This window comes from Micrococcus sp. HOU01 (assembly GCF_035609305.1).
Taxonomy (GTDB): Bacteria; Actinomycetota; Actinomycetes; order Actinomycetales; family Micrococcaceae; genus Micrococcus; species Micrococcus luteus.
Genome location: NZ_CP141211.1, coordinates 1658501 through 1682261 on the forward strand (window position 1 = coordinate 1658501; position 23761 = coordinate 1682261).

Annotated in this window: 18 protein-coding genes and 1 pseudogene; 2 read left to right on the forward strand and 17 right to left on the reverse strand. The window is 73.1% G+C overall.

Features of this window, described 5'->3' with window-relative positions:
- Positions 1–32: 32 nt before the first annotated feature.
- The 14 genes and pseudogenes from SOY78_RS07580 to SOY78_RS07645 form a co-directional block, all read right to left on the reverse strand.
- The gene (locus SOY78_RS07580; protein ID WP_073115421.1) at positions 33–533 is read right to left on the reverse strand and encodes a DUF4233 domain-containing protein; all 501 of its coding nucleotides are present in this window, start codon (positions 531–533) and stop codon (positions 33–35) included.
- Positions 530–2083 carry a bifunctional folylpolyglutamate synthase/dihydrofolate synthase gene (locus SOY78_RS07585; protein ID WP_324701387.1) on the reverse strand — a complete coding sequence of 518 codons (1554 nt, stop codon included), beginning with the start codon at positions 2081–2083 and terminating at the stop codon, positions 530–532. Before SOY78_RS07585 ends, SOY78_RS07580 begins: the two co-directional genes overlap by 4 nt.
- On the reverse strand, positions 2083–5499 hold the full coding sequence (gene ileS / locus SOY78_RS07590) for an isoleucine--tRNA ligase (RefSeq protein ID WP_324701388.1): 3417 nt from the start codon (positions 5497–5499) through the stop codon (positions 2083–2085). Before ileS ends, SOY78_RS07585 begins: the two co-directional genes overlap by 1 nt.
- Positions 5500–5777: 278 nt before the next feature.
- A complete protein-coding gene (locus SOY78_RS07595; protein ID WP_324701389.1) occupies positions 5778–6413 on the reverse strand; it encodes a TIGR03085 family metal-binding protein in 636 nt (211 codons plus the stop codon).
- Between the two features lie 81 nt (positions 6414–6494).
- Positions 6495–7925 carry an FAD-dependent oxidoreductase gene (locus SOY78_RS07600; RefSeq protein ID WP_123244141.1) on the reverse strand — a complete coding sequence of 477 codons (1431 nt, stop codon included), beginning with the start codon at positions 7923–7925 and terminating at the stop codon, positions 6495–6497.
- Positions 7922–9190 carry a uroporphyrinogen-III C-methyltransferase gene (gene cobA, locus SOY78_RS07605; RefSeq protein ID WP_324701390.1) on the reverse strand — a complete coding sequence of 423 codons (1269 nt, stop codon included), beginning with the start codon at positions 9188–9190 and terminating at the stop codon, positions 7922–7924. The genes SOY78_RS07600 and cobA overlap by 4 nt, the downstream gene beginning before the upstream one ends.
- A complete protein-coding gene (locus SOY78_RS07610) occupies positions 9187–10110 on the reverse strand; it encodes an ABC transporter permease (RefSeq protein WP_041104780.1) in 924 nt (307 codons plus the stop codon). The genes cobA and SOY78_RS07610 overlap by 4 nt, the downstream gene beginning before the upstream one ends.
- Positions 10100–10825 carry an ABC transporter ATP-binding protein gene (locus tag SOY78_RS07615; RefSeq protein WP_036316899.1) on the reverse strand — a complete coding sequence of 242 codons (726 nt, stop codon included), beginning with the start codon at positions 10823–10825 and terminating at the stop codon, positions 10100–10102. The genes SOY78_RS07610 and SOY78_RS07615 overlap by 11 nt, the downstream gene beginning before the upstream one ends.
- Positions 10826–10856: 31 nt before the next feature.
- Positions 10857–12197 (reverse strand): sulfate adenylyltransferase subunit 1, encoded by a 1341-nt coding sequence (locus tag SOY78_RS07620; RefSeq protein ID WP_036316896.1) that lies wholly within the window; start codon positions 12195–12197, stop codon positions 10857–10859.
- Positions 12197–13132, reverse strand: a complete 936-nt coding sequence (cysD, locus tag SOY78_RS07625; RefSeq protein ID WP_002855962.1) for a sulfate adenylyltransferase subunit CysD — start codon at positions 13130–13132, stop codon at positions 12197–12199. The genes SOY78_RS07620 and cysD overlap by 1 nt, the downstream gene beginning before the upstream one ends.
- A 32-nt stretch (positions 13133–13164) precedes the next feature.
- Positions 13165–13890 (reverse strand): phosphoadenylyl-sulfate reductase, encoded by a 726-nt coding sequence (locus tag SOY78_RS07630; protein WP_324701391.1) that lies wholly within the window; start codon positions 13888–13890, stop codon positions 13165–13167.
- Positions 13887–15601 (reverse strand): annotated as a pseudogene (locus SOY78_RS07635) (nitrite/sulfite reductase). The gene SOY78_RS07630 and the pseudogene SOY78_RS07635 overlap by 4 nt, the downstream one beginning before the upstream one ends.
- 117 nt (positions 15602–15718) lie before the next feature.
- Positions 15719–16468, reverse strand: a complete 750-nt coding sequence (locus SOY78_RS07640; protein ID WP_036316890.1) for a sirohydrochlorin chelatase — start codon at positions 16466–16468, stop codon at positions 15719–15721.
- Positions 16469–16511: 43 nt separating this feature from the next.
- Positions 16512–17306 carry an SDR family oxidoreductase gene (locus SOY78_RS07645; RefSeq protein WP_036316887.1) on the reverse strand — a complete coding sequence of 265 codons (795 nt, stop codon included), beginning with the start codon at positions 17304–17306 and terminating at the stop codon, positions 16512–16514.
- Positions 17307–17445: 139 nt separating this feature from the next.
- On the opposite strand from SOY78_RS07645, the gene valS reads away from it, so the two are divergent.
- Positions 17446–20130, forward strand: coding sequence for a valine--tRNA ligase (gene valS, locus SOY78_RS07650; RefSeq protein ID WP_324701392.1), 2685 nt, complete (start codon positions 17446–17448; stop codon positions 20128–20130).
- A 361-nt stretch (positions 20131–20491) separates the two neighbouring features.
- Positions 20492–20827, forward strand: a complete 336-nt coding sequence (locus tag SOY78_RS07655; RefSeq protein ID WP_036316984.1) for a membrane protein — start codon at positions 20492–20494, stop codon at positions 20825–20827.
- Positions 20828–20910: 83 nt separating this feature from the next.
- On the opposite strand, the gene SOY78_RS07660 is transcribed toward SOY78_RS07655, so the two are convergent.
- The 3 genes from SOY78_RS07660 to SOY78_RS07670 form a co-directional block, all read right to left on the reverse strand.
- Positions 20911–21528 carry a DsbA family protein gene (locus SOY78_RS07660; protein WP_036316880.1) on the reverse strand — a complete coding sequence of 206 codons (618 nt, stop codon included), beginning with the start codon at positions 21526–21528 and terminating at the stop codon, positions 20911–20913.
- 62 nt (positions 21529–21590) lie between these two features.
- The gene (clpX, locus tag SOY78_RS07665; RefSeq protein WP_324701393.1) at positions 21591–22889 is read right to left on the reverse strand and encodes an ATP-dependent Clp protease ATP-binding subunit ClpX; all 1299 of its coding nucleotides are present in this window, start codon (positions 22887–22889) and stop codon (positions 21591–21593) included.
- Between the two features lie 167 nt (positions 22890–23056).
- Entirely contained in the window at positions 23057–23722 is a 666-nt protein-coding gene (locus tag SOY78_RS07670; protein ID WP_002855988.1) for an ATP-dependent Clp protease proteolytic subunit, read from the reverse strand.
- Between the last annotated feature and the right edge of the window lie 39 nt (positions 23723–23761).

The following is a 23761-nucleotide window of genomic DNA, read 5'->3' on the forward strand; positions in this document are numbered from 1 at the left end:
GGTTCCCGCTCCACCCTAGTGGGGCCCGGGACTCAGCGTCCGTGCTCGGCCTCCCAGGCGGCCTCGAGGCGGTCGCGCTGGGCGTTCTCGACGTCCATGGCACCGCCCTTGATCACGGCGTACGCCCACGTCAGCGCGAAGAGGGCCCCCACCACGAACATCGAGTACTCCCAGAAGCCGGAGGCCAGCAGGACGGCCTGGATCGCCCAGCCGATCGCGATGCCGACGGGCTTGCGCACCAGGGCGCAGGTCAGCACCGCGACGACGGCCAGCGCGGAGTAGCCCGCCACGAACCACCAGGCGCCCGGCTCGTCCCGGTGCATGCCGAACAGCATGAGTCCGAGGAAGAAGATGAGCACCGCCTCGAGCATGAGGATCGTGGAGGTGAACAGGGCGCGCACGGAGCGGCGGCGCCGACGAGTGCCGGGGCGCCACTGCCGCTGGGCTCGCGTCTCGCGCTCGGGGCGCCAGGACTCGTCGCCGAAGCGCCCCTGCTCCGGGGCGCCTCCGGTCTCCGGCTGGTCGGGGCTCATCGGTCCTCCTCCGTCCGGCGGCGGGCGCCGGCGTCGTCGCGGTCCTCGAGCAGCTCGAGGATCTCCGGGTCCAGGTCGTCCTCGTCGGCGTCCGCCAGCCCGACGGCGTCGAGCAGGTCGGCGGGGTCGAGGCCGCGGGCGGCCACGGTGACGGGGCCGGCATGGCGGGGCTCGCCCACGAGGGTGCGGACCTCGGCGGCCAGGGTGATCGAGCCGAGCACGAGCACACCGCCGCCGGTGCCGGAGGCCAGTTCGTCCGCGCTCGTCTCGAGGGCCTCCGCGCGGCCGACCGCCCACTCGAGGGCGTCCGGCACGGACTCGGTGGCGTACACGTCGTCCTCGGGCCAGCCGGCGTCGACGGCCATGCGGGCCAGCTCCCCGGCCGGGATGGCGCGGGCCGAGGAGGACTGCGTCACCGCGAGGTCCTCCACGTCGTCGCCGAACGCCCGGTAGAGCGCCGCGAGCATGCCCGGCGCGTCCTTCTCCTGGAGGACCCCGACGACCAGCGAGAGGCGGGTGAAGCCGAACGCCTCCTGCACCGCGCGGGCCGTGGCCCGCACGCCGTCCGGGTTGTGGGCGGCGTCCACGATGAGCGTGGGGGCGGTGCGCAGCACCTCGAGCCGGCCGGGCGAGGTGACCTGGGACAGCCCCTCGCGCAGCAGCTCCTCGTCCAGCGGTCGCTCGCCGCCGCCCAGGAACATCTCCAGGGCCGCCACGGCCACCGCGAGGTTCTGCGCCTGGTGCTCCCCGAGCAGCGGCAGGAACAGGTCCCGGTACTCGGCCGCGAGGCCACGCACGGACACCTGCTGGCCGCCCACGGCCAGGGAGCGCTCGAGCACGCCGAACTCGACGCCCTCGAAGCGGAACGGCACGTCGGCCGCCTGCGCGGCCTCGAGCAGCACCTGGGCGGCGTCGCGCTCCTGGGCGGCGGAGACGAGGGCGCCGCCGGGCTTGATGATGCCGGCCTTCTCCTCGGCGATCTCGGCCTCGGTCTCCCCCAGCAGGTCCGTGTGGTCCAGGGAGATGGGGGTGACCACGGAGACGACGGCGTCCGCGAAGTTGGTCGCGTCCGTCACGCCCCCGAGGCCCACCTCGAGGACGACGACCTCCACGGGCTCGTCCGCGAACACCGCGAAGCCCAGCGTGGTGACCGCCTCGAAGTACGTCAGCGGGACCTCGCCCGCGGCCTCGAGCTCCGCGTCCACGGTCTGCACGATCGGGAGGATCTCCCCCCACACGCGCACGAAGGTCTCGTCGGCCACCGGGGCGCCGTCGATGCTGATCCGCTCCGTGACGCGCTGCAGATGCGGCGAGGTGTAGCGCCCGGTGCGCAGCCCGTACGCGCGCAGGACGGCCTCGACCATCCGTGCCGTGGACGTCTTGCCGTTGGTGCCGGTCAGGTGGATCACCGGGGCCGCGTGCTGCGGGTCGCCGAGCAGCGCGAGCACGCGCCGCATCGGCTCGAGCCGCGGCTGCATCGCGTTCTCCGGGGCGCGGGCGAGCAGGTCCCGGTAGACCTCCTCGACCGTGCCCGGGGCGTCCCCGCGCATCACGCGTCCGCCTTCGCGACGGTGACGGCCACGGTCTTCATGGCGTCGTCGGCCGGGTCCTTGCGCGGGTCGGCCGCGCCGGAGTCCACGAGCTCCAGGTCCACCGTGAGGGTCTCCTCCGCGACGAGGCCGCGGTGGGCCTCGAGCGCCGCCACGACGGCGGTGGGGCCCTCGATCCGCGTGCGCACGCGGTCGGAGACGTCCAGGCCGGCGTCCTTGCGGGCCGCCTGGACGGCGCGGACCACATCCCGGGCGGTGCCCTCGGCGGCCAGCTCCGCGGAGACCTCGGTGTCCAGCACGAGGAAGCCGGCGGGGCCGGGCAGCACGCCCACCGCGGTCCCCTCGGGGGCACCGGTGGAGACGGTGCGCAGCTCGTAGAGCGCGGGGGCCAGGGTCACGGTCTCGCCGTCGGCGAGCGTGACCGCCAGGCCCTCGGCCGTCTCCTCGTACGCGCCGGCGTCGACCGCCCGCTTCACGAGCGGCACCTGCCTGCCGAACGCCTTGCCGAGCTCGCGGAAGTTCAGCTTCAGCTCCGTGCCGATGCCGTAGCGGGCGATCGCCTCCTCCGAGAGCTCGGTGAGCTCGACGTCCTTGAGGTTCAGCTCGTCCGCCACGATGCGGGCGTAGGTGCCCTCGAGGCCCGCCGCGTCCGGGACGACGACGGACAGGCGGGGCAGCGGCAGGCGCACCCGGCGCCCGGCCCCCTTGCGCAGGGCCGAGCCGGCCGAGCTGATGCGGCGCACCGCGTCCATGCGGGCCACGAGGGAGTCCGCCTCGGGCCCGTGGGGGAACAGGTCGGCGTCCGGGTAGTCGGTCAGGTGGACCGAGCGGCCGCCCGTGAGACCGCGCCAGATCTCCTCGGCGATCAGCGGCATCAGCGGCGCGGCGGCCCGGGTGAAGGCCTCCAGGACGGTGTAGAGGACATCGAAGGCGACGGTGTCCTCGTCGAAGAACCGCTCACGGGACCGGCGGATGTACCAGTTGGTCAGCGTGTCCATGAAGCCGCGCAGTGCGTCCGTGGCGTCCGAGACCTCATAGGCGTCCAGGCCGGCCTTGACCTCCCGCAGCATGCGGCCCGTGGCGGCCAGGATGTACTGGTCCAGGGGATCCTCGGCGGTGTGCCGCTCCTGCGCGCGGTACCCCTCGGGGCGGGCGCCGCCGTCGTGCGCGGTGTTCGCGTACAGGGTGAAGAAGTGGTACGCGTTCCACGCCGGCAGCAGCACCTGGCGGACGCCCTCACGGATGCCCTCCTCCGTGACGATCAGGTTGCCGCCGCGCAGGATGGGGCTGGCCATGAGGAACCAGCGCATGGCGTCCGCGCCGTCGCGGTCCAGGACCTCCGTGACGTCCGGGTAGTTGCGCAGCGACTTGGACATCTTCTGCCCGTCCGAGCCGAGCACGATGCCATGCGAGATCACGTGGGAGAACGCCGGCCGGTCGAACAGGGCGGTCGCCAGGATGTGCATGGTGTAGAACCAGCCGCGCGTCTGGCCGATGTACTCCACGATGAAGTCCGCCGGGTTGTGCGTGGGGAACCAGTCCGCGCGCTCGAACGGGTAGTGCACCTGGGCGTACGGCATGGAGCCGGAGTCGAACCAGACGTCCAGCACGTCCTCGACCCGGCGCATGACCGCACCGGCCGCGGCGGCCTCGGGGTCCGGGTGGGGGCGGGTGAGGTCGTCCACCCACGGGCGGTGCAGGTCCACCTCGCCCTCGGCGTTGCGCGGCAGGCGGCCGAAGGCCTCCTCGATCTCCGCGAGCGAGCCGTAGACCTCCTGGCGGGGGAAGTCGGGGTGGTCGGACTCCCACACCGGGATGGGCGAGCCCCAGTACCGGTTGCGGGAGATGGACCAGTCGCGCGCGTTGGCGACCCACGTGCCGAACTGCCCGTGCTTCACGTTGCCGGGGATCCAGGTGATCTCCTCGTTCAGCTCGAGCATGCGCTCCTTGATCTGGGTGACCTTGACGTACCAGGACGTCACCGCGCGGTAGATCAGGGGCGTGCGGCACCGCCAGCAGTGCGGGTAGGAGTGCTCGTAGGAGGCTTCGCGGGCCACGCGGCCCAGGGCGCGCAGGGCGCGGATGATCGTGCGGTTGGCCTCGAAGACCTGCACGCCGGCGATCTCGCGCAGGTCGCCGCGCCCGACGTCCTCGCGGGCGAACAGCGGCAGGAACCGGGCACCGGAGTCCACGGAGAGCAGCACGGGGATGCCGTTGGCCTCGCACACGCGCTGATCGTCCTCACCGTAGGCCGGCGCCTGGTGGACCACGCCGGTGCCGTCCTCGGTGGAGACGTAGTCGTCCACGAGGATGCGGTGGGCGCCCTCGACGCCGAGGTCACGGCCGTTGACGGTGAAGGTCTCCCCGCGGTGGGCGTCGAACACGTCCGTGAACAGCGGCGCATAGGCCAGGCCGCCGAGGCGGGCGCCGGGGATCGTCTCGGTGACCGCGGCGCGGGCGGCGTCGGCATCGGCGTAGCCGAGCTCCCTGGCGTGGGCGCCCACCAGGTCCACGGCCAGGAGGAAGCGGTCCCCGTCCGCGGTCGCGCCCTCGGGGCCGGCCGGCACCACGGCGTACTGGATCTGGGGGCCGACGGCGAGGGCCGCGTTGGTCGGCAGCGTCCAGGGCGTGGTGGTCCAGGCCAGGACGTGGACGCCGGCCAGGTGCGCGGCGAGCGCCGCGTCGGCGCCGCCGTCGGGCACGAGGGCGGGGTCCGCCGGGAGGCCGGTGATCGGGAACGTGACGGTGACCGAGGGGTCCTGGCGCATCTTGTAGACGTCGTCGTCCATGCGCAGCTCGTGGTTGGACAGCGGGGTCTCGTCGTTCCAGCAGTAGGGCAGGACGCGGAAGCCGCGGTAGGTCAGGCCCTTGCGGTGCAGCTCGGAGAAGGCCCAGATCACGGACTCCATGAAGTCCGGGGTGAGGGTCTTGTAGTCGTTCTCGAAGTCGACCCAGCGGGCCTGGCGGGTCACGTAGTCCTGCCACTGGTCCGTGTACTTCAGGACCGAGGAGCGGCAGGCGTCGTTGAACGTGTCGATGCCCATGGCCTCGATCTCGGACTTGTCCGTCATGCCCAGCTGCTTCATCGCCTCGAGCTCGGCGGGCAGGCCGTGGGTGTCCCAGCCGAAGCGGCGCTCCACGCGGCGGCCCTGCTGCGTCTGGTAGCGGGCCACGAGGTCCTTGACGTACCCGGTGAGCAGGTGGCCGTAGTGCGGCAGGCCGTTGGCGAAGGGCGGGCCGTCGTAGAAGACGAACTCGTTCTGCGAGCCGTCCTCGTTCCGGGCGGGACGCTGGTCGATTGAGGCCTGGAAGGTGCCGTCCTCGTCCCAGTACGCCAGGATGCGGCGCTCGATCTCCGGGAAGCGCGGGGAGGCGGGGGTGCGGCCGTCAGGGGCGGAGGAGGCGAGGGGGTACACGGGGGTCCTTTGCGTCCGGGGCGTCGGTTCCGTGCAAGGACGCCCAAGGGCCCGACCCTCCGGCCGGCCGCGGACGCGGTACCACCTTGCTTGCCGGCGTCGGGAGGTCCCCGGGGTGCCGGCCGCTTGATGACTGCTGTGACGGGCTTACCCGTCCGGTTCTACTGGGGCCATGCGGCCCGTTCTTCCGGAGGCTCGCCGGTGATGGCCGGGTCGACGCCTGTGCCCGCCAGTGTAGTGGACGCTGCGCCGGCCCGTGGCCGCGGGGCCGGAGCGCGTCAGAGGGCGGTGCGCACGGCCGCCGACGCGTCGCCGTCGACCTCCACGTGCACGGCGTCCCGGCCCGAGGCCCAGAGGAGGAGCTCCCCGACCTCGCCGGTCACCGTGACGGGCGCCCGCAGCGCCACGGCCCCACGGGTGACGGTGACCGGGGCGCGACCCGGGCCCTGGAGGACCACCGGCGCCGTGGACGTGCGCAGGAACAGCGGGGCCATGCGACGCAGCGAGCGGTAGAGGGCGTCCTCCTCGTCCGGGGAGAACGGGCGCGGGGCGGGCAGCGAGTCGCCGGTCGCGGACTCGCCGCGCCGGACGTCCTCGAGGTGGATGAAGTGCTCGGCCGCGTTCACGTGCCTGTCCGCCGCCCGCATAGGGTTCAGCGCCGACGGGCCCGCGGCCCACTCCCGCACGACCTCGGCGTAGTCGCGGCGCTTGGTGTCCGCGGTCAGGCGGTCGAGGTGGCGGGACAGCGGCGGGATGAACAGGGCGGCGAAGGCGTCGGGCCGGCTCTCCCGCAGCCAGAGGTGGGCGGCGAGGTCGCGGGTGCTCCAGCCGCCGCACAGGGTGGGCGCGTGGGGGCCCTTCTCGAGCAGGAGGTCAGCGAGACGGGCGCGTTCGGCTGCGGCGAAGGTGGTCATGGGCACCACGGTAGGGAGCGGGCCGCGGCGCGGGCGAGGGGTGGGCCGCGCCGCGGCCGCGAATCCGCCCGACGGGAGGACTCAGCCTCCGGCGCCGAGGAGGACGCTCTCCCGGGAGATGCGGGTCATCTCCTCCCGGTCCACGACCTTCACCCGCTCCCGCGCCACCGGACCGGCCTGCGTCGCCTGCGCACCCAGGGACTTCTCATGGTCATCCAGAGCATGCCAACCGGCCCACGTGGTGTACGGGACCTCACGGGACTCGAGCAGCTCGATCACCGACTCCTCGGAGGGCTCCTGGGCCGTCCACAGCCCCGGCTCGTCCTCGATCAGATGCTTGATCGTCTCCAGGGAGTCACCCTTGGTGTGCCCGATCAACCCCACGGGGCCGCGCTTGATCCAGCCGGAGGCATACAGGCCGGGGACGGGGGCGCCGTCCGCGTCGAGCACGCGGCCCTGCGCGTTCGGGATCACACCGCGCACCTCATCGAACTCCACCCCCTCCACGGGCGAACCGAAATACCCCACCGCCCGGTACACCGCCTGCACCGGGTAGTCCACGGTCTCCCCCGTCGGACGGACCCCACCGGAACCGTCCAACTCCATCCGGCGCATCCGCAGGCCGTCCACCCGGCCGTCGCCGTCCTCGTCCAGGAACTCCTCCGGGGCCTGGAGGAAATGCAGGTGCAGCCGACGCGAGGCGCTCTGCTGACGGTCCTCCTGCTCCATGAGCCAGTTCGTCAACGTGCCCACCATGGTGCGGACCTGATTGTTCTCCTCGATCGCCTTCTCCGAGGCCTCATCGAAGTCGAAGTCCTCCTCGTACAACACGATGTCCACATCCCGGGAATGCGCCAGCTCCCGCAGCTCCAACGGGGTGAACTTCACCTGCGCCGGCCCACGCCGGCCGAACACGTGCACATCCGTGACCGGGGAAGCGGCCAGATCCCGGTACACGTTGTCCGGGATCTCGGTGGGCAACAGGTCCTCGGCATGCTTGGACAGGATCCGGGCCACATCCAGGGCCACGTTCCCGTTGCCGATCACCGCCACCTGCGTGGCCTCCAACGGCCAATGCCGCGGCACATCCGGGTGCCCGTCATACCAGGACGCGAAGTCCGCGCCACCGAACGAGCCGGCCAACTCCACCCCCGGCACGTCCAGGGCAGCGTCCCGCACCGCACCGGTGGAGAACACGATCGCGTCGTAATGCCGACGCAGATCCGCCAGGCTCAGGTCCGTGCCGTAGTCCACATTCCCCAGGAAACGGATGTCCCCGCGGTCCATGACCTTGTGCAGCGCGGTGACGATGCCCTTGATGCGCGGATGGTCCGGGGCCACCCCGTAGCGGATCAGGCCGAACGGGGCCGGGTACCGGTCGAACAGGTCGATGCTGACACGGAAGTCCCGTTCCTCCTTGGTCAGGATGTCCGCCGTGTACACCCCGGCGGGTCCGGCACCGATGATGGCGATGCGCAACGGGCGGTCAGGCCTCGAGGGGGTCAGGGTCATGCTCGTGCTCCTTCGGAGGTCGGGTTCAGGGTCAAGATCGGGGCAGGGACACCGGCTGCAGGCGCGCCGGTGGCGTAGGGGCTCAGGCGCACGACGTCGCCCACGACGATCACGGCGGGGTTCTCCACACCGACGGCGGCCGCCTGCGCGGCGATGGTCTCCACCGTGCCCACGGTGACCCGCTGGTCCGGCATCCAGCCGCGCTCGATGATCGCCACGGGCGTCGCGCCGTCGAGGCCGCGCTCCGTCAGTCGGCGCGCGGTGTCCGCGAGCCGGCGCACGCCCATCAGCAGGACGAGCGTGTGGTCGGCCCGGGTGGGCACTTCGGCCAGCTCTTCGTGGCCGGTCACCAGCGTCAAGCCGGTGGCGACGCCGCGATGGGTGACCGGGATCCCCGCGGCGGCGGGCACCGAGACGGCGCTCGTGACACCGGGGACCACCTCGACGTCGACGCCATGGGCGCGGCAGTGCGCTGCCTCCTCGCCGCCGCGGCCGAGCACGTACGGGTCGCCGCCCTTGAGCCGGACGACGAGGCGGCCGGCCCGGGCCTCCCGGACCAGGACGGCGTTGATCTCGTCCTGCGTGGCCAGGTGGTTCCCGGGGGCCTTGCCGACCTCGATCACGGGCACCGCCGGGTCCAGCTCGGCCAGGAGGGCGCGCGGGCCCAGCCGGTCGGCGACCACCACGTCGGCCTCCGCGAGCAGCTGTCGGCCGCGCACGGTGATGAGCCCGGAGTCGCCGGGGCCGCCGCCGACGAGGGCCACGCGGCCGGGCTCGGCGGACGCGCGCCGCCGGCGCAGCGGCAGCCGCCCCGTCGACAGGGCGAGGGTGATCGCATCCTTCAGGGCGCGGGCGCGGCGAGGGTCTCCCCCGGCGTTGACGGCCACGGTCACGTCCCCGGCCCGGACGACGGCGGGCGTCCAGGCGGCGGAGGACTCGGCATCGGAGGCGTCGACGCACCAGACGCGGCGGGCCTCGGCGTCGGAGGCCACGGCCCCGTCCACGGCCCGGTCGCCGGTGGCGGTCTGGGCGAACCAGACCCCGTCGAGGTCGGACGGGCGGTAGGGGCGGCGGTGCAGGGTGATCAGGCCGGACGCCGCGAGCCGCTCCACCTCCTCCCCCGGCTCCGGGGCCACCACGGTGACGAGCGCGCCGGCGTCGAGGAGGGCGCCCATGCGGCGGCCGGCCACGCGCCCGCCGCCCACCATCAGGACGGGCCGGCCGAGCAGACGCAGGGAGGTGGGGTACAGATCGGACGCGGTCATCGCGTGCTCCCTTCCAGCAGCCCCCGGCGGCGCAGCATGCGCCGCTCGACGGGGCCGAATACGGCCAGTTCGACGAGGACGCCGACGGCCAGGATGGTCAGGACGGCGCAGAGGACGACGGCGAGGTCGGACGCGGCACGTCCCTCGTGGAGCAGGGTCCCGAGTCCCACGCCCATGGGCCCGCCGACGGCGATGATCTCGGCGGCCATGAGGCCTCGCCACGCGAAGGCCCAGCCCTGGCGCAGGCCGGAGACGAAGGCGGGCAGGGCGGCCGGGAGGACCACCAGCAGGGCGGTCTCGAGACGCGAGGCGCCCAGCACCCGGGCCGCGCGACGCAGCTGCGGCGGCACCTGGTCCGTGCCGGTGGTGAGGCCGGCGACCACGGCGGGGACGGCGCCGGTGAGCATCACGAAGTACGCGGTGGCGTCGCTGAGGCCGAACCACAGCACCGCGAGCGGCACCCAGGCCACGTTCGGCAGCACCATCAGGGCCGTGAGCAGCGGGCCGAACGCCCGCCGCAGGACGCTGACCTGTCCGAGCACCAGGCCCAGCCCGACGCCGACGACCACGGCGAGTGCGAAGCCGACGACGGCGCGGCCCACCGACGTCGCCACTGCCTGCTGGACGAGGCCCTGGGCCCACAGCGTCCCGAAGGCCCCGACGACGTCGCCGGGACCGGTGATCGGCTCACCGCGCGCACCGGCCAGCCACGCGAAGGCCTGCCAGATCGCCACGAGCAGGACGACGGCGGCCACCGGGAGCAGGACCCGGCTCCAGTCCCACCCGGCCAGACCCGTCCGACGGGTCGAGTCGACGGCCTGGAGCGCGTCGAGGCCGCTGTCGAGCTCGCGCAGCTCGTCGTCGGTGGCGGCCCCCGGCGCGCGGCCGGGGGCGTCGAGGGTGGGGGTGTCAGTGCGCATGGCGACGGATCTCCTGACCGAGTCGGGCGGTGATGGCGGCCGTGAGGGCGGCCGCGGCGGGCGCGTCGTGGCGGGCGGCCGCGGGCACGTCCCATTCGGCGACGACGCGACCCGGACGTGAGGACAGCAGCAGCACCCGCTGGCCGAGGCGGACGGCCTCGGCCACGTTGTGGGTGACGAACACGACCGTCCGACCGGTCTGCCGCCACACGCGCTCGAGCTCCCCATGCAGCAGGTCGCGGGTGATCGCGTCCAAGGCCGCGAACGGCTCGTCCATGAGCAGCAGGGGGCGGTCCTGGGCGAGGGCCCGGGCCAGGGCGACGCGCTGGCGCATGCCGCCGGAGAGCTGGTGGGGTCGCAGGTCGGCGGCGTCGTCGAGGTGGACGAGGCGCAGCAGCTCCCCGGCACGCTCCCGACGCTCCCCCGCGGCCACACCGGCGAAGCGGAGGGCGAGCTCGATGTTGCCGCGGGCGGTGAGCCACGGGAAGAGGGCGGCGTCCTGGAACATGAACGCGGCCCCCTCCCGGGGGGTCTTGACGACGCCCGCGGTGGGCGCCTCGAGCCGGGCGACGAGGTTCAGCAGGGTGGACTTGCCGCACCCGGACGCACCGAGCAGGCAGACGAACTCGCCCGGCTCGATCCGCACGGAGACGTCCTCCAGCACGGGCGTGGGCCCGCCGAAGCTCTTGCCCACGTCCTCCATCACCACCGTCATGACCGCTCCCGTCGCGCCGTCGTCATCCGGATCAGGCCTCGTCGCCGCCGCGCACCATGCCGGCGGCGAGCGTGGCCCCGTCGTGGGGGTCGATCACGAGGAACGCCCCGGTGCGCCGATGCACGGCGTAGGGCTCCACGGGCAGCGGCGCGGCCAGGTGCAGGCGCACCTGTCCGATGTCGTTGAGCCCGAGGGTCTCGGCCGGGTCGAGCCGCAGGGTGTCGAGGTCGAGCCGACCGGCCACCTCCTGGACGAGCGCCCGGACGACGGCGGTGCCGTGCTTGACGAGGACCTGCTGCCCGACGCGCAGCGGTGCGGCGGAGAGCCAGCACAGCGCGGCGGCCACCTCCGCGGTGGGGCGCGGGGCGGTGTCCGCGGCGGCGATCGTGTCCCCGCGGGCCACGTCCACCTCGTCGGCCAGGCGCAGGACCACCGACTGCGGGGAGGAGGCCTCCTCGAGGGATTCCCCGGCGGCGTCCACGCCCACCACGGTGGTGGTGCGCGCCGGCTGCCCCGGGGTGAGGACGGCGACGGCGTCCCCGGGCCGGACGGTGCCCGCGACCACCTGCCCGGCGTAGCCGCGGTAGTCGCGGAACACCTCGGGGTCGAGGCCGGGGGCCAGGGCGCCCTGGGGGCGCACCACGAGCTGCACCGGGAAGCGGAAGGAGGCGGCGGCGTCGTCCTCGGCGTCCGCCCCGGGCAGGGACTCGAGCAGCTCCATGAGCGTGGGGCCGGTGTACCAGTCCGTCCGCTCGGAGCGGGTGACCACGTTGTCGCCCTGCAGGGCGGACACCGGGACGCTCACCGCGTCGGAGAGGCCGAGCTCCCGGGCCACGCGCCGGACGTCCTCGGCGATCGCGGTGAAGACCTCCTCGGCGTAGTCCACGAGATCGATCTTGTTGACGGCGACGATCACGTGCGGCACCCGCAGCAGGGCCACCACGCTGAGGTGGCGCCGGGTCTGCTCCACCACGCCCTTGCGGGCGTCCACGAGCAGCACGACCGCATCGGCCGTCGAGGCGCCCGTGACGGTGTTCCGGGTGTACTGCACGTGCCCGGGGCAGTCGGCCAGCACGAAGGTGCGCCGGTCCGTGGCGAAGTACCGGTACGCGACGTCGATCGTGATCCCCTGCTCCCGCTCGGCGCGCAGGCCGTCGGTCAGCAGCGCCAGGTCCAGCCCGCCCTCGGCACCGCCGAAGCCGCGCTCGGCGGAGGTGCGGGCCACGGCCTCGAGCTGGTCGGCCAGGACGGCCTTGGAGTCGTGCAGGAGGCGGCCCACGAGGGTGGACTTGCCGTCGTCGACCGAGCCGGCCGTGGCCAGGCGGAACAGGGTCCCGGCGGGGGCGTGCCGGTCCAGCAGTGCGGTGCTCATCAGAAGTACCCGTCCTTCTTGCGATCTTCCATGGCCGCCTCGGAGATGCGGTCGTCGGCGCGGGTGGCCCCGCGTTCGGTCAGGGTGGAGGCGGCGACCTCGAGCACGACGTCCTCGACGGTGGCGGCCTCCGAGAGGACGGCGCCGGTGCAGGACATGTCGCCCACCGTGCGGTAGCGCACCGTCCGCGTGGTGACCTCCTCGCCCTCGGCCGGGCGGGAGTGCTCCCCCACGGCGCGCCACATGCCGTCGCGGCGGAAGACCTCCCGCTCGTGCGCGTAGTAGATGGAGGGCAGCTCGATGCCCTCGCGGGCGATGTACCGCCACACGTCCAGCTCGGTCCAGTTGCTGATGGGGAACGCGCGGACGTGCTGGCCGGGGGTGTGACGGCCGTTGTAGAGGTTCCACAGCTCGGGGCGCTGGTTGCGCGGGTCCCACTGGCCGAACGCGTCCCGCAGGCTGATGATCCGCTCCTTGGCCCGCGCCTTGTCCTCGTCACGGCGGCCTCCCCCGAAGACGGCGTCGAACCGGTTGGTCCGGATCGTGTCCAGCAGGGGGGTGGTCTGCAGGGTGTTGCGGGTGCCGTCGGCGCGCTCACGCAGCTCGCCGCGGTCGATGTACTCCTGCACGGAGCCCACCACGAGCCGCAGGCCGAGCCGCTCCACCGTGCGGTCGCGGAACTCGAGGACCTCGGGGAAGTTGTGGCCGGTGTCCACGTGGACCACCGGGAAGGGGATCCTCCCCGGCCAGAAGGCCTTCGCGGCCAGGTGGAGCATCACCACGGAGTCCTTGCCGCCCGAGAAGAGCATGGCGGGGCGCTCGAACTCGGCCACCACCTCGCGGATGATGTGGATCGCCTCGGCCTCCAGGGCGTCCTGGACGTCGGGCCCGGCGGGGCTCACGGTCCCCGGGTCGGGGGCATGGGTGAGGGTCATCGTGTCTCCTTGGTCTGTCTCGGGTGCGGCGCTCAGACGTGGATGCCGCACTCGGTCTTCGCGGTCCCGGCCCAGCGCCCGGCACGGGGGTCCTCCCCGGGGGCGACGGGGCGGGTGCAGGGGCGGCAGCCGATCGAGGGGTAGCCGTTCTGCAGGAGCAGGTTCACGGGCACGTCGTGGTCCGTGGCGTAGCCGACCAGGTCGTCGAAGCTCCACGGGGCGACGGGGTTGACCTTGACCATGCCGTGGGCCTCGTCCCAGCCCACCAGCGGGGTGTTCGTGCGCGTCGGCGCCTCGTCCCGGCGGACGCCGGTGAACCACAGGTTGTATCCGGCCAGCGCCCGGTTGAGGGGCTCGACCTTGCGCATCGCGCAGCACAGCCCCGGGTCGCGGGCGAACAGGTCCTTGCCGTGGCGCTCGTCCTGCTCGGCCACGGTCAGCTCCGGGAGCACGTCCACCACGGTGACGGCGAGGCGGCGGGCCACCTCGTCGCGCGTCGCGAGCGTCTCGGTGAAGTGGTAGCCGGTGTCCAGGAAGAGGACGTCCACGCCGGGCATCCGCTGCGCCACCAGGTGCGGCAGGACGGCGTCGGCCATGGAGCAGGCCACGGCCGCCCGGCGGAGGTCCACATGGCGGGCGGCCCAGTCGACCACCGCCTCGGCGGGGGCGTCCCAGCCGAGCTCGGCGGCGCCGGACTCCGCGAGCGCCTGCAGGCGCTCGAGGTCCTCGGTCGGACGGGTGGGGGGAACGGTGCTCATCGGAGGGCCTCCTCGTCGACTCGGTGCGCCCACCGGGCGAAGGTCTCGCCCGGCTCACGCTGCTCGTCGTACCGGCGGACGACGCGCTCGACGTAGTCGACCAGCCCGTCCGCGCGGACCTTCAAGCCGCGGACGCTGCGTCCGAGGCCGGCCTCGGCGCGGTCCACGGAGGCCAGCCCGCCGCCCAGGTGAACCTGGAAGCCGGGCGTCTGGCCGCCGTCGTCGTCCGGGAGCAGCTGGCCCTTCAGGCCGATGTCCGCGGTCTGGATGCGGGCGCAGGAGTTGGGGCAGCCGTTCACATGCAGGCTCAGCCGCTCGGGGAGGCGGTCGGCGAGGTCGGCCAGGCGCTCCTCGAGCTGGGCGATCGCGGCGGTGGCGGTGTCCTTCGTGTCCACGATGGCGAGCTTGCAGAACTCCAGGCCCGTGCAGGCGATGGTGGAGCGGCGGAATACGGACGGCTCCGGGTCCAGTCCCAGCTCCTTCAAGCCGGCCACGACGGCGTCCACCCGGTCCCGCTCCACGTCCAGCACCACGATCTTCTGGTGGGGGGTGGTGCGCAGCCGCGTGGAGCCGTGGGCCTCGAGCAGGTCCGCGAGGGCGGTGAGGGTGGTGCCGCTGGAGCGTCCGACGACGGGGGCGGCGCCGATGTAGAAGCGGCCGTCCTTCTGCTCGTGGACCCCCACGTGGTCGCCGGGACGGGTGGGCGGGGCCGGGGCGGGTCCGTCGGGCAGGGCGTAGCCGAGGTACTCCTCCTCCAGCACGGTGCGGAACCTCTCCGGCCCCCAGTCCTCGAGCAGGTACTTCATGCGGGCCTTGTTGCGCAGGCGCCGGTAGCCGTAGTCACGGAAGATGCTCACGACGGCGTGCCACACCTCGGGGGCGCGCTCGGCCGAGACGAAGGCACCGATCCGGTCGGCCAGGCGGGCCTTCGTGGACAGGCCGCCGCCGACCCACAGGTCGTAACCGGGGCCCAGCTCGGGGTGCACCACGCCGATCAGGGAGACGTCGTTGATCTCGTGGACCACGTCCTGGGAGGGGTGTCCGGTGATGGCGGTCTTGAACTTGCGGGGCAGGTTGGAGATCTCGAGGTCGCCGATCCAGCGGTCCGCGATCTCCCGGATCACGGGCGTGGGGTCGATGATCTCGTCCGCGGCGATCCCGGCCACCGGTGAGCCGAGGATCACGCGCGGCACGTCGCCGCAGGCCTCGGTGGTGGACAGGCCCACGGACTCCAGGCGCCGCCAGATCTCGGGGACGTCCTCGACGCGGATCCAGTGCAGCTGGACGTTCTGCCGGTCGGTGATGTCCGCGGTGTCACGGCCGAAGTCGGTGGAGATCCCGCCGATCACGCGCAGCTGCTCGGTGGTGAGGTCGCCGCCGTCGATGCGCACGCGCAGCATGAAGTAGCGGTCCTCGAGTTCGTGGGGCTCCAGGGTGGCGGTCTTGCCGCCGTCGATCCCCTGCCGACGCTGGGTGTACAGGCCCACCAGCGGAAGCGGCCGTGCAGGTCGTCCGAGGGGATCGAGTCGAAGCCCTCGTGGGCGTAGACCTGCTCGATGCGCTCGCGGACGTTCAGGCCGTCGTCCTGCTGCTTGAACTCCTCGTTGTGGTTCAGGGGGGCGGTCCCGTCCACCTTCCACTGGCCGTGCGGCTTGGCGGAGGGACGGCGCGGAGTGCGCGCCGGCCTCGACGTCTCGTTCACCTGGGTCATGGCCGCCACGCTAGGAACCCGGCATGCCGGCCCCAAGATCGTCGACGCGGTTCGTCACGTTCCCGGGGCCGGGCCGCGGCGGGGACCCGGTCCGGCCCCGGTCGTGTGACGGACGGCTCAGCGGCCTCCGGCGGCTCCCCTCGGGGCCTCTACGAGGGCGGACCGCAGCCGGTCCAGGGCGATCCGCGCCACCAGCGGATGCGGCAGCAGGGGGTCGGTGACCGCGTCCGCGCCGGCCTCGCCGAGCCGGTCGTGGAAGTACCCGGGGGCCAGCAGGTGGGCGGCCACCACGGCGCGACGGCCGGCGGCGTGCACCCGGGCGACGGCGTCGGGCACACGGGGGGTCGCCGCCGCCCCGAACGCCGCGGTCACGGGCAGTCCCGTGGCCCGGGCCAGGGCCCCGGCCAGGGCGTGCACCTGGGCCTGGCCGTCCGCGGCGCGGGTGCCGGCCGCCGCCAGGATGACGTCCGATGTCGCGGCCTCACCGGCCGGCACCGCCCGGGCCACCCGCTCGGCCAGAACGGTCACCAGGCGCGGCTCGACGTCGTCCCCGGCCCCGGCCAGCGGTGCGGCGGCGATCGTGCCGGGTCGGGCGGCTGCGGCGTGGTGGATGTCGTGGTGGACGTGATGGCCCAGGGACAGCAGCAGCGGCACGATCACGGCCGGCTCCCCCGGGGGCAGGGCCGCCACGACCTCGTCGAGGGAGGGGCTCTGCACGTCCACGTAGGCCTCGTGGACCTGGGCGCCCGGCCCCTCGGCGGCCAGGAGGGCCGCCAGGTCGGCACGGAGGCCGTCGATCACGTCGCGGCCGGCCGCGTCGTGCGTGCCGTGGGCGCAGGCGATCACGTGCAGCACGGGCGCGCTCATGCCGAGCCCACCGCGTCGGCCCACACGTTCTGCGGCCCGCCGCTCACCGGCGGATCACCTTGTGCTGGGCGGCCTGGGCGACCGGCCGCATCACGATCTGATCCAGGTTCACGTGGTGGGGCAGCTCGACGGCGTGGACGCACACCTCGGCGACGTCCTCGGCGGTGAGCGGCTTCTCCACGCCCGCATACACGGCGTCCGCGGCGGACTGGTCGCCGCCCAGGCGGTTGCGGGAGAACTCCTCGGTGTGGACCATGCCCGGCAGCACCTCGATCACCCGCACGTTGTGCTCGGCCTCCTCCAGGCGCAGCGCGCCGGTGAGCCCGTGCTGGCCCATCTTCGCGGCGTTGTAGCCGGCGCCGCCCTCGTAGGCGGTGACGGCGGCGGTCGAGGTCAGGTTGAGCACGGTGCCCTCGCCGTGGGCGCGGAGCATGGGCAGGAACGCCTGGCACATCGTAAGGGTGCCGAGCACGTTGACGCGGTACATCCACTCCCAGTCGGCGCGGTCGCCGTCGCCCACCGCGTCCGTGCCGAGCGCGCCGCCGGCGATGTTGACGAGGGTGTCGGCGCCGCCGTCGGCCTCGACGCGCGAGGCCAGCGCGGCGACGGCGGCCTCGTCCGTGACGTCCAGGGCGGCGGGGACGACGTCGCCGCTCACGCCCTCGGCCCGGGCGTCGGCAGCGAGGGTCTCGAGGCGCTCGGCCCGGCGGCCGACCGCGTACACGCGCCAGCCGCGGCGGGCGAGCTCGAGGGCCGTGGCGCGGCCGATGCCGCTCGTGGCCCCCGTCACGACGGCGGCGCGGGCGGGGTTCTTCGCAGGTTCATGGGTGTGGCTCACGCCTCCGACCGTAGCCGAGCCGCGCCGTTCGGAGCACCGCCCGGATCACCTCCGCCAGGTCGAGCGACTGAAAGGGCGGGACGTCCCGGGCGTCGTCGCAGGCCCGGCCCGCCGCCCCGGTCATGGGAGGATGGCGGGCATGGCTGAGAACACGCAGGGCACAGACACGCCCATCGACGCATCGACCCCGTCCACCCCCGCCGCCGGCGCCGTGGCCGTGCCGGACAAGCCGGCCCTCGAGGGCCTCGAGGAGAAGCTGACCGCCCGCTGGGCCGACGAGCGCACCTACGCGTTCGACACGCAGACCACCCGCAAGCAGGTCTACTCGATCGACACTCCCCCGCCGACCGCCTCCGGCTCGCTGCACGTGGGCCACGTCTTCTCCTACACGCAGACCGACGTGCTCGCCCGCTACCAGCGCATGAACGGCAAGAACGTGTTCTACCCGATGGGCTGGGACGACAACGGCCTGCCCACCGAGCGCCGCGTGCAGAACTACTACGGCGTCCGCTGCGACCCCGCCAAGCCGTACGTGGAGGGCTACCGCCCGCCGGAGAAGCCGGCGAAGAACCAGCGCGACTGGGACGTGATCTCCCGCAAGAACTTCATCGAGCTCTGCGAGGAGCTCGCCGTCGAGGACGAGAAGGTCTTCGAGGACCTCTTCACCCGTCTCGGCCTGTCCGTCGACTGGGACATGACCTACCGGACCATCGACGACGTCTCCCGCGCCGTCTCCCAGCGCGCCTTCCTGGCCGGCATCGCCTCGGGCGACGCCTACCTGGCCGAGGCCCCCACCATGTGGGACGTGACCTTCCGCACCGCCGTGGCCCAGGCCGAGCTCGAGGACCGCGAGGTCCCCGGCGCCTACCACCGCTACGCCTTCACCGCTGCGGACGGCGAGCAGGTCTTCATCGAGACCACCCGCCCCGAGCTGCTGGCCTCCTGCTCCGGCCTGGTCGCCCACCCGGACGACGAGCGCTACCAGCACCTGTTCGGCACGACCGTCACCTCCCCGCTGTACGGCGTGGAGGTCGAGGTCTTCCCGCACCCGCTGGCCAAGCCGGACAAGGGCTCCGGCATCGCCATGGTCTGCACCTTCGGCGACCTCAACGACGTCACCTGGTGGCGCGAGCTGCAGCTGCCGACCCGCACCCTGATCGGCCGTGACGGCCGCTTCGCCGCCGACACCCCCGAGTGGATCACCACGGACGCCGGCCGACAGGCCTATGCGGACACCGTGGCCGGCAAGACCGTGTTCTCCGCCAAGCAGGGTGTGGTGGACGCCCTCACCGCGGCCGGCCTGCTGGACGGAGAGCCGAAGAAGATCATGCACGCCGTGAACTTCTACGAGAAGGGCGACAAGCCGCTCGAGGTCGTCACCTCCCGCCAGTGGTACATCCGCAACGGCGGCCGCGACGCCGACCGCCGCGCGGAGCTGATCGAGCGCGGCCGCGAGCTCTCCTGGCACCCGGAGCACATGCGCCACCGCTACGAGAACTGGGTCGAGGGCCTCAACGGTGACTGGCTCGTCTCCCGCCAGCGCTTCTTCGGGGTGCCGATCCCGGTCTGGTACCCGCTGGACGCGGAGGGTGAGCCCGACTATGAGAACCCGATCCTCCCGGCCGACGAGCAGCTCCCCGTGGACCCGGCCGCCGAGGCCGCCCCGGGCTACTCCGAGGACCAGCGCGACGTCCCCGGCGGCTTCACCGGCGACCCGGACGTCCTGGACACCTGGGCCACCTCCTCGCTGACCCCGCAGATCGTGGGCCGCTGGTCCCGTGACGAGGCGTTCTTCAACAACGTCTTCCCGTTCGACCTGCGCCCGCAGGGCCACGACATCATCCGCACCTGGCTGTTCTCCACCGTGGTGCGCGCCCACGCCCTCAACGGCTCCGTGCCGTGGACGGACACCGCGCTCTCCGGCTGGATCCTCGACCCGGACCGCAAGAAGATGTCCAAGTCCAAGGGCAACGTGGTGGTCCCGACCGACATCCTGGACCAGTTCGGCTCGGACGCCGTCCGCTACTGGGCCGCCTCGGCCCGCCTCGGCGCGGACACCGCCTACGAGGTGGCGCAGATGAAGATCGGCCGCCGCCTGGCCATCAAGCTGCTCAACGCCGCCAAGTTCGTGCTGAACCTGGGCGCCACGCAGGACGCCGTCATCCGCACGGCCGACGACGCCGCGGCCGTCACCAACCCGCTGGACGCCTCCCTGCTGGCGCGCCTCGCGGCCACCGTGGAGCAGGCGACCCGCGCGTTCGAGGCCTACGACTACGCACGGGCTCTCAACGTGACCGAGCAGTTCTTCTGGGCCTTCACGGACGACTACGTGGAGCTCGTGAAGGACCGTGCCTACGGCGGCCACGGCGAGGCCGAGCAGGCCTCTGTGGTGACCACGCTGGCCACCACCCTGGACGCCCTGCTGCGTCTGCTGGCCCCGTTCCAGCCGTTCGCCACCGAGGAGGTGTGGAGCTGGTGGCGCGCCGGCTCCGTGCACACCGCCGCGTGGCCGGGCGCCGCGGACGAGGTGGCGGCCCTGTCCTTCGCCGCCTCCGGCGGCGACGCCGAGGTCCTGCCCACCGTGGCGCAGGTCCTGGGCGGCGTCCGCAAGGCGAAGTCCGAGGCCAAGGTGAAGCAGCGGACCGAGGTGCGCTCCGCCGTGGTGACCGGGCCGGCCGACTGGCTCGAGAAGCTGCGCGGCGGCCTGGCGGACCTCAAGGCGGCCGGCAACATCGCGGACCTGTCCCTCACGCAGGGCGAGGCCGGCGAGTCCGCGCCGCTGACCGTCTCCGACGTGCAGCTCGCACCGGCCGAGGACGACTGATCCCCGCCGCGCGCTCCCGGACGGTGTCTCGGGAGCACACGCGGCACGACGACGGCCCCGTCGCCCATCACGGGCGGCGGGGCCGTCGTCGCGTCCGTGCCGCGGGCCCGAGTCTGCCCGTCAGCGTGGGATGTTCGTGGCCCGGATCCGGTAGGGCACAGCACGCGTCGGACAGTCCGCCGCCGGATCGGAGTTCGTCGGGAGGCGGCCCTCCCGGGGGTGTCGTGGTGCACCTCCCGGTCGTGCTCCTGCCGCATGTCGCAGTGCGGTCACCGCGGCAGGGGTGGACACTGAGAGGATGAGACCGACACCCGATCCCGCCCCGGCCGGCCGCCGCGCCTGCGACTCCTCCGCCCGGCGGATGTCCGCCGCCCTCGCCGCCATGGGCGTGCTCCACTTCGTCCGACCCGAGCCCTTCGACGGGCTGATCCCGCCGTTCCTGCCCGGCTCGGCCCGCGCGTGGACCCACGGCTCCGGCGTGGCCGAGCTGGCCGTGGCGGGTCTGCTGGCCGTCCCGCGCACCCGGCGCGCGGGCGGACGCGCCGCGCAGGCGCTCTTCCTCGGCGTGTGGCCCGGCAATGCGTGGATGGCCTGGCGGTGGCGACGCCGGCCCTGGCCGGCGCAACTGGTCTCCCTCGGGCGGCTGCCCCTGCAGGTCCCCCTGATCCGCGCGGCCGGCAGAGTGGCGCGCAGCTGACCCCCGCCGCCCCGCACCCCGACGACGCCGGCCCCACACCTTCGCGCTGAAGGTGTGGGGCCGGTCTCGTGCGAGCCGGGGGCTCAGTCGAACTGCGGATCCGTGGTGCGGGCCCGCTTGATCTCGTAGAAGTACGGGAAGTCGGCCAGGGCGACGGCGCCGTCGAAGATGCGGCCCGCCTCCTCGCCGCGCGGGATGCGGGTCATCACGGGACCGAAGAAGGCCGTGCCGTTGAACGCCACGACGGGCGTGCCGACGTCGTTGCCCACGAGGTCCTCCGCCTCCTTCTGGCTGGCGCGCAGCTGCTCGTCGGCCACGTCGGTGCGGGCGGCGTCCAGGATGTCCGCGTCGTGGCCCAGCTCCTCGAGGGCCTCGGCCACCACGGCCTCGTAGTCCGTGCGGCCCTGCTCGTGGATGCGGGTGCCGACCGCGGTGTACCACGGGCCGAGCGCCTCGGCACCGTGCCGCTCGCGCACCTGCACGGCGGCGCGGGCCGGCAGCCAGGCCTTCTCGAGGCGGGCCAGGTAGTCGGGGTCCAGGTCGCGGCCCTCGTTCAGGACGGCGAGCGACATGATCTTGAAGACCACCCGCACGTCGCGCACCTTCTGGACCTCCAGGATCCACCGGGAGGTGATCCAGGCGAACGGGCACGTGGCGTCGAAGTAGAAGTCGACGGTGGGCTGCTGCGTGGTGTCGGTCATGCTGTGCTCCTTGCGGTCAGGGAGCCGTCTCGGCTCCGGTCGGTCCTGCTGGGCGACGGCGGTCAGGCGCTCCGGCCGCGTCGACGTCGTTCCACCTCGGCCGGGATGAGCGTGGGCTCGGCCTCGCCGCGCACCACGTCCCCGGAGATGACGACCGTGCCCACATCCGAACGGGAGGGCAGCTCGAACATCACGGGCTTGAGGACGTTCTCCATGATGGAGCGCAGGCCGCGGGCGCCGGTGCCGCGGGCCTCGGCCTGGGCGACGACGGCGTCCAGGGCGTCCTGCTCGAACTCGAGCTCCACGCCGTCCATGAGGAACATCTTCTGGTACTGCTTGAGCAGGGCGTTCCTCGGTTCGGTCAGCACCCGCACGAGCTGTTCGTGCGTGAGGTCCTCGACAGTGGTGATCACGGGCAGGCGGCCGATGAACTCGGGGATGAGGCCGAACTTCAGCAGGTCCTCCGGCCGCACGTCCGCGTAGGTGACGTCCCCCGCGCCCAGGTGGTTCAGGGGCGCGCCGAACCCGATGCCCTTGCGTCCGGCACGGGAACCGATGATCTCGTCCAGGCCCGCGAACGCGCCCGCCACGATGAACAGCACGTTGGACGTGTCGATCTGCAGGAACTCCTGGTGGGGGTGCTTGCGCCCGCCCTGCGGCGGCACCGACGCCACCGCGCCCTCGAGGATCTTCAGCAGGGCCTGCTGCACGCCCTCGCCGGAGACGTCCCGGGTGATGGAGGGGTTCTCGGACTTCCGTGAGATCTTGTCGATCTCGTCGATGTAGATGATGCCCTGCTCGGCCTTCTTCACGTCGTAGTCCGCAGCCTGGATGAGCTTGAGGAGGATGTTCTCCACGTCCTCGCCCACATAGCCGGCCTCGGTGAGGCTGGTGGCGTCCGCGACCGCGAACGGGACGTTGAGCCGCCGGGCGAGGGTCTGCGCGAGATACGTCTTGCCGGAGCCGGTGGGGCCGACCATGAGGATGTTCGACTTGCCGACCTCGACGTCCGCGAGGTCGTCCCGCTCGGTGAGGCGGTCGGCCAGGTCACCGCCCCGCGCCTGCGGCCCGCGCACGCGCTTGTAGTGGTTGTACACGGCGACGGCGAGGGAACGCTTGGCCGCCTCCTGGCCGATCACGAAGCTCTCGAGGTGGTCGAAGATCTCCTGCGGGGTGGGCAGGACGGTCTCGTCCGCCTCCGCCGCCTCGCCGAGCTCCTCCTCGATGATCTCGTTGCACAGCTCGATGCACTCGTCGCAGATGTAGACACCCGGGCCGGCGATGAGCTTGCGCACCTGCTTCTGGCTCTTCCCGCAGAACGAGCATTTCAGCAGGTCAGCGCTCTCTCCGATACGCGCCATGGTGGTACTCCTCGAGGGCCGGGCGGAGACGTCCGCCCCGCGCGGGCGGCGTCGCTGTCAGATTCCGTCCAGCATACGACCGTGGACGGACACGTTAAGGGACCGGGTCCCCGGTCGGCATCGAGGGGCCCGGCCGCGCGGCCGGGCCCCTCGACGGGCGCCGTCGGTCAGGCGGACGGACGGGTGATCTTGCGGGAGGCGAGGACCTCGTCCACAAGGCCGTACTCGAGGGCCTGCTCGGCCGAGAGGAACTTGTCCCGGTCGATGTCCTGCGAGACCTCCTCGGGCGTGCGGTTGGTGAGGGAGGCCAGCGTCTCCTCCATCCACACGCGCATCCGGTTGATCTCCTGGGCGTGGATCTCCAGGTCCGTGGCGGTGCCGCGGTCGCCCTGCATCGCCGGCTGGTGGATCAGCACGCGCGCGTTGGGCAGCGCCAGACGCTTGCCGGGGGCGCCCGCGGCCAGCAGCACGGCCGCGGCGGAGGCGGCCTGGCCCAGGCACACGGTCTGCACCTCGGGGCGGATGAACTGCATGGTGTCGTAGATCGCCGTCATGGCCGTGAACGAGCCGCCCGGCGAGTTGATGTACAGGGTGATGTCACGCTCGGAGTCCATCGCCTCGAGCACGAGCAGCTGGGCCATCACGTCGTCGGCCGACGCGTCGTCCACCTGCGCGCCGAGGAAGACGATGCGGTCCTCGAAGAGCTTGGCGTAGGGGTCCTGACGCTTGAAGCCGTAGGGGGTGCGCTCCTCGAACTGCGGGAGGATGTAGCGCGCGTCCGGCGTGGGCAGGGAGGGCATCCCGGTGGGGAGCCCGGCGGGGAACTGGGTCATTCTTGGTCTCCTGGAGAGGGTCGGGACGGTCCGGGCAGG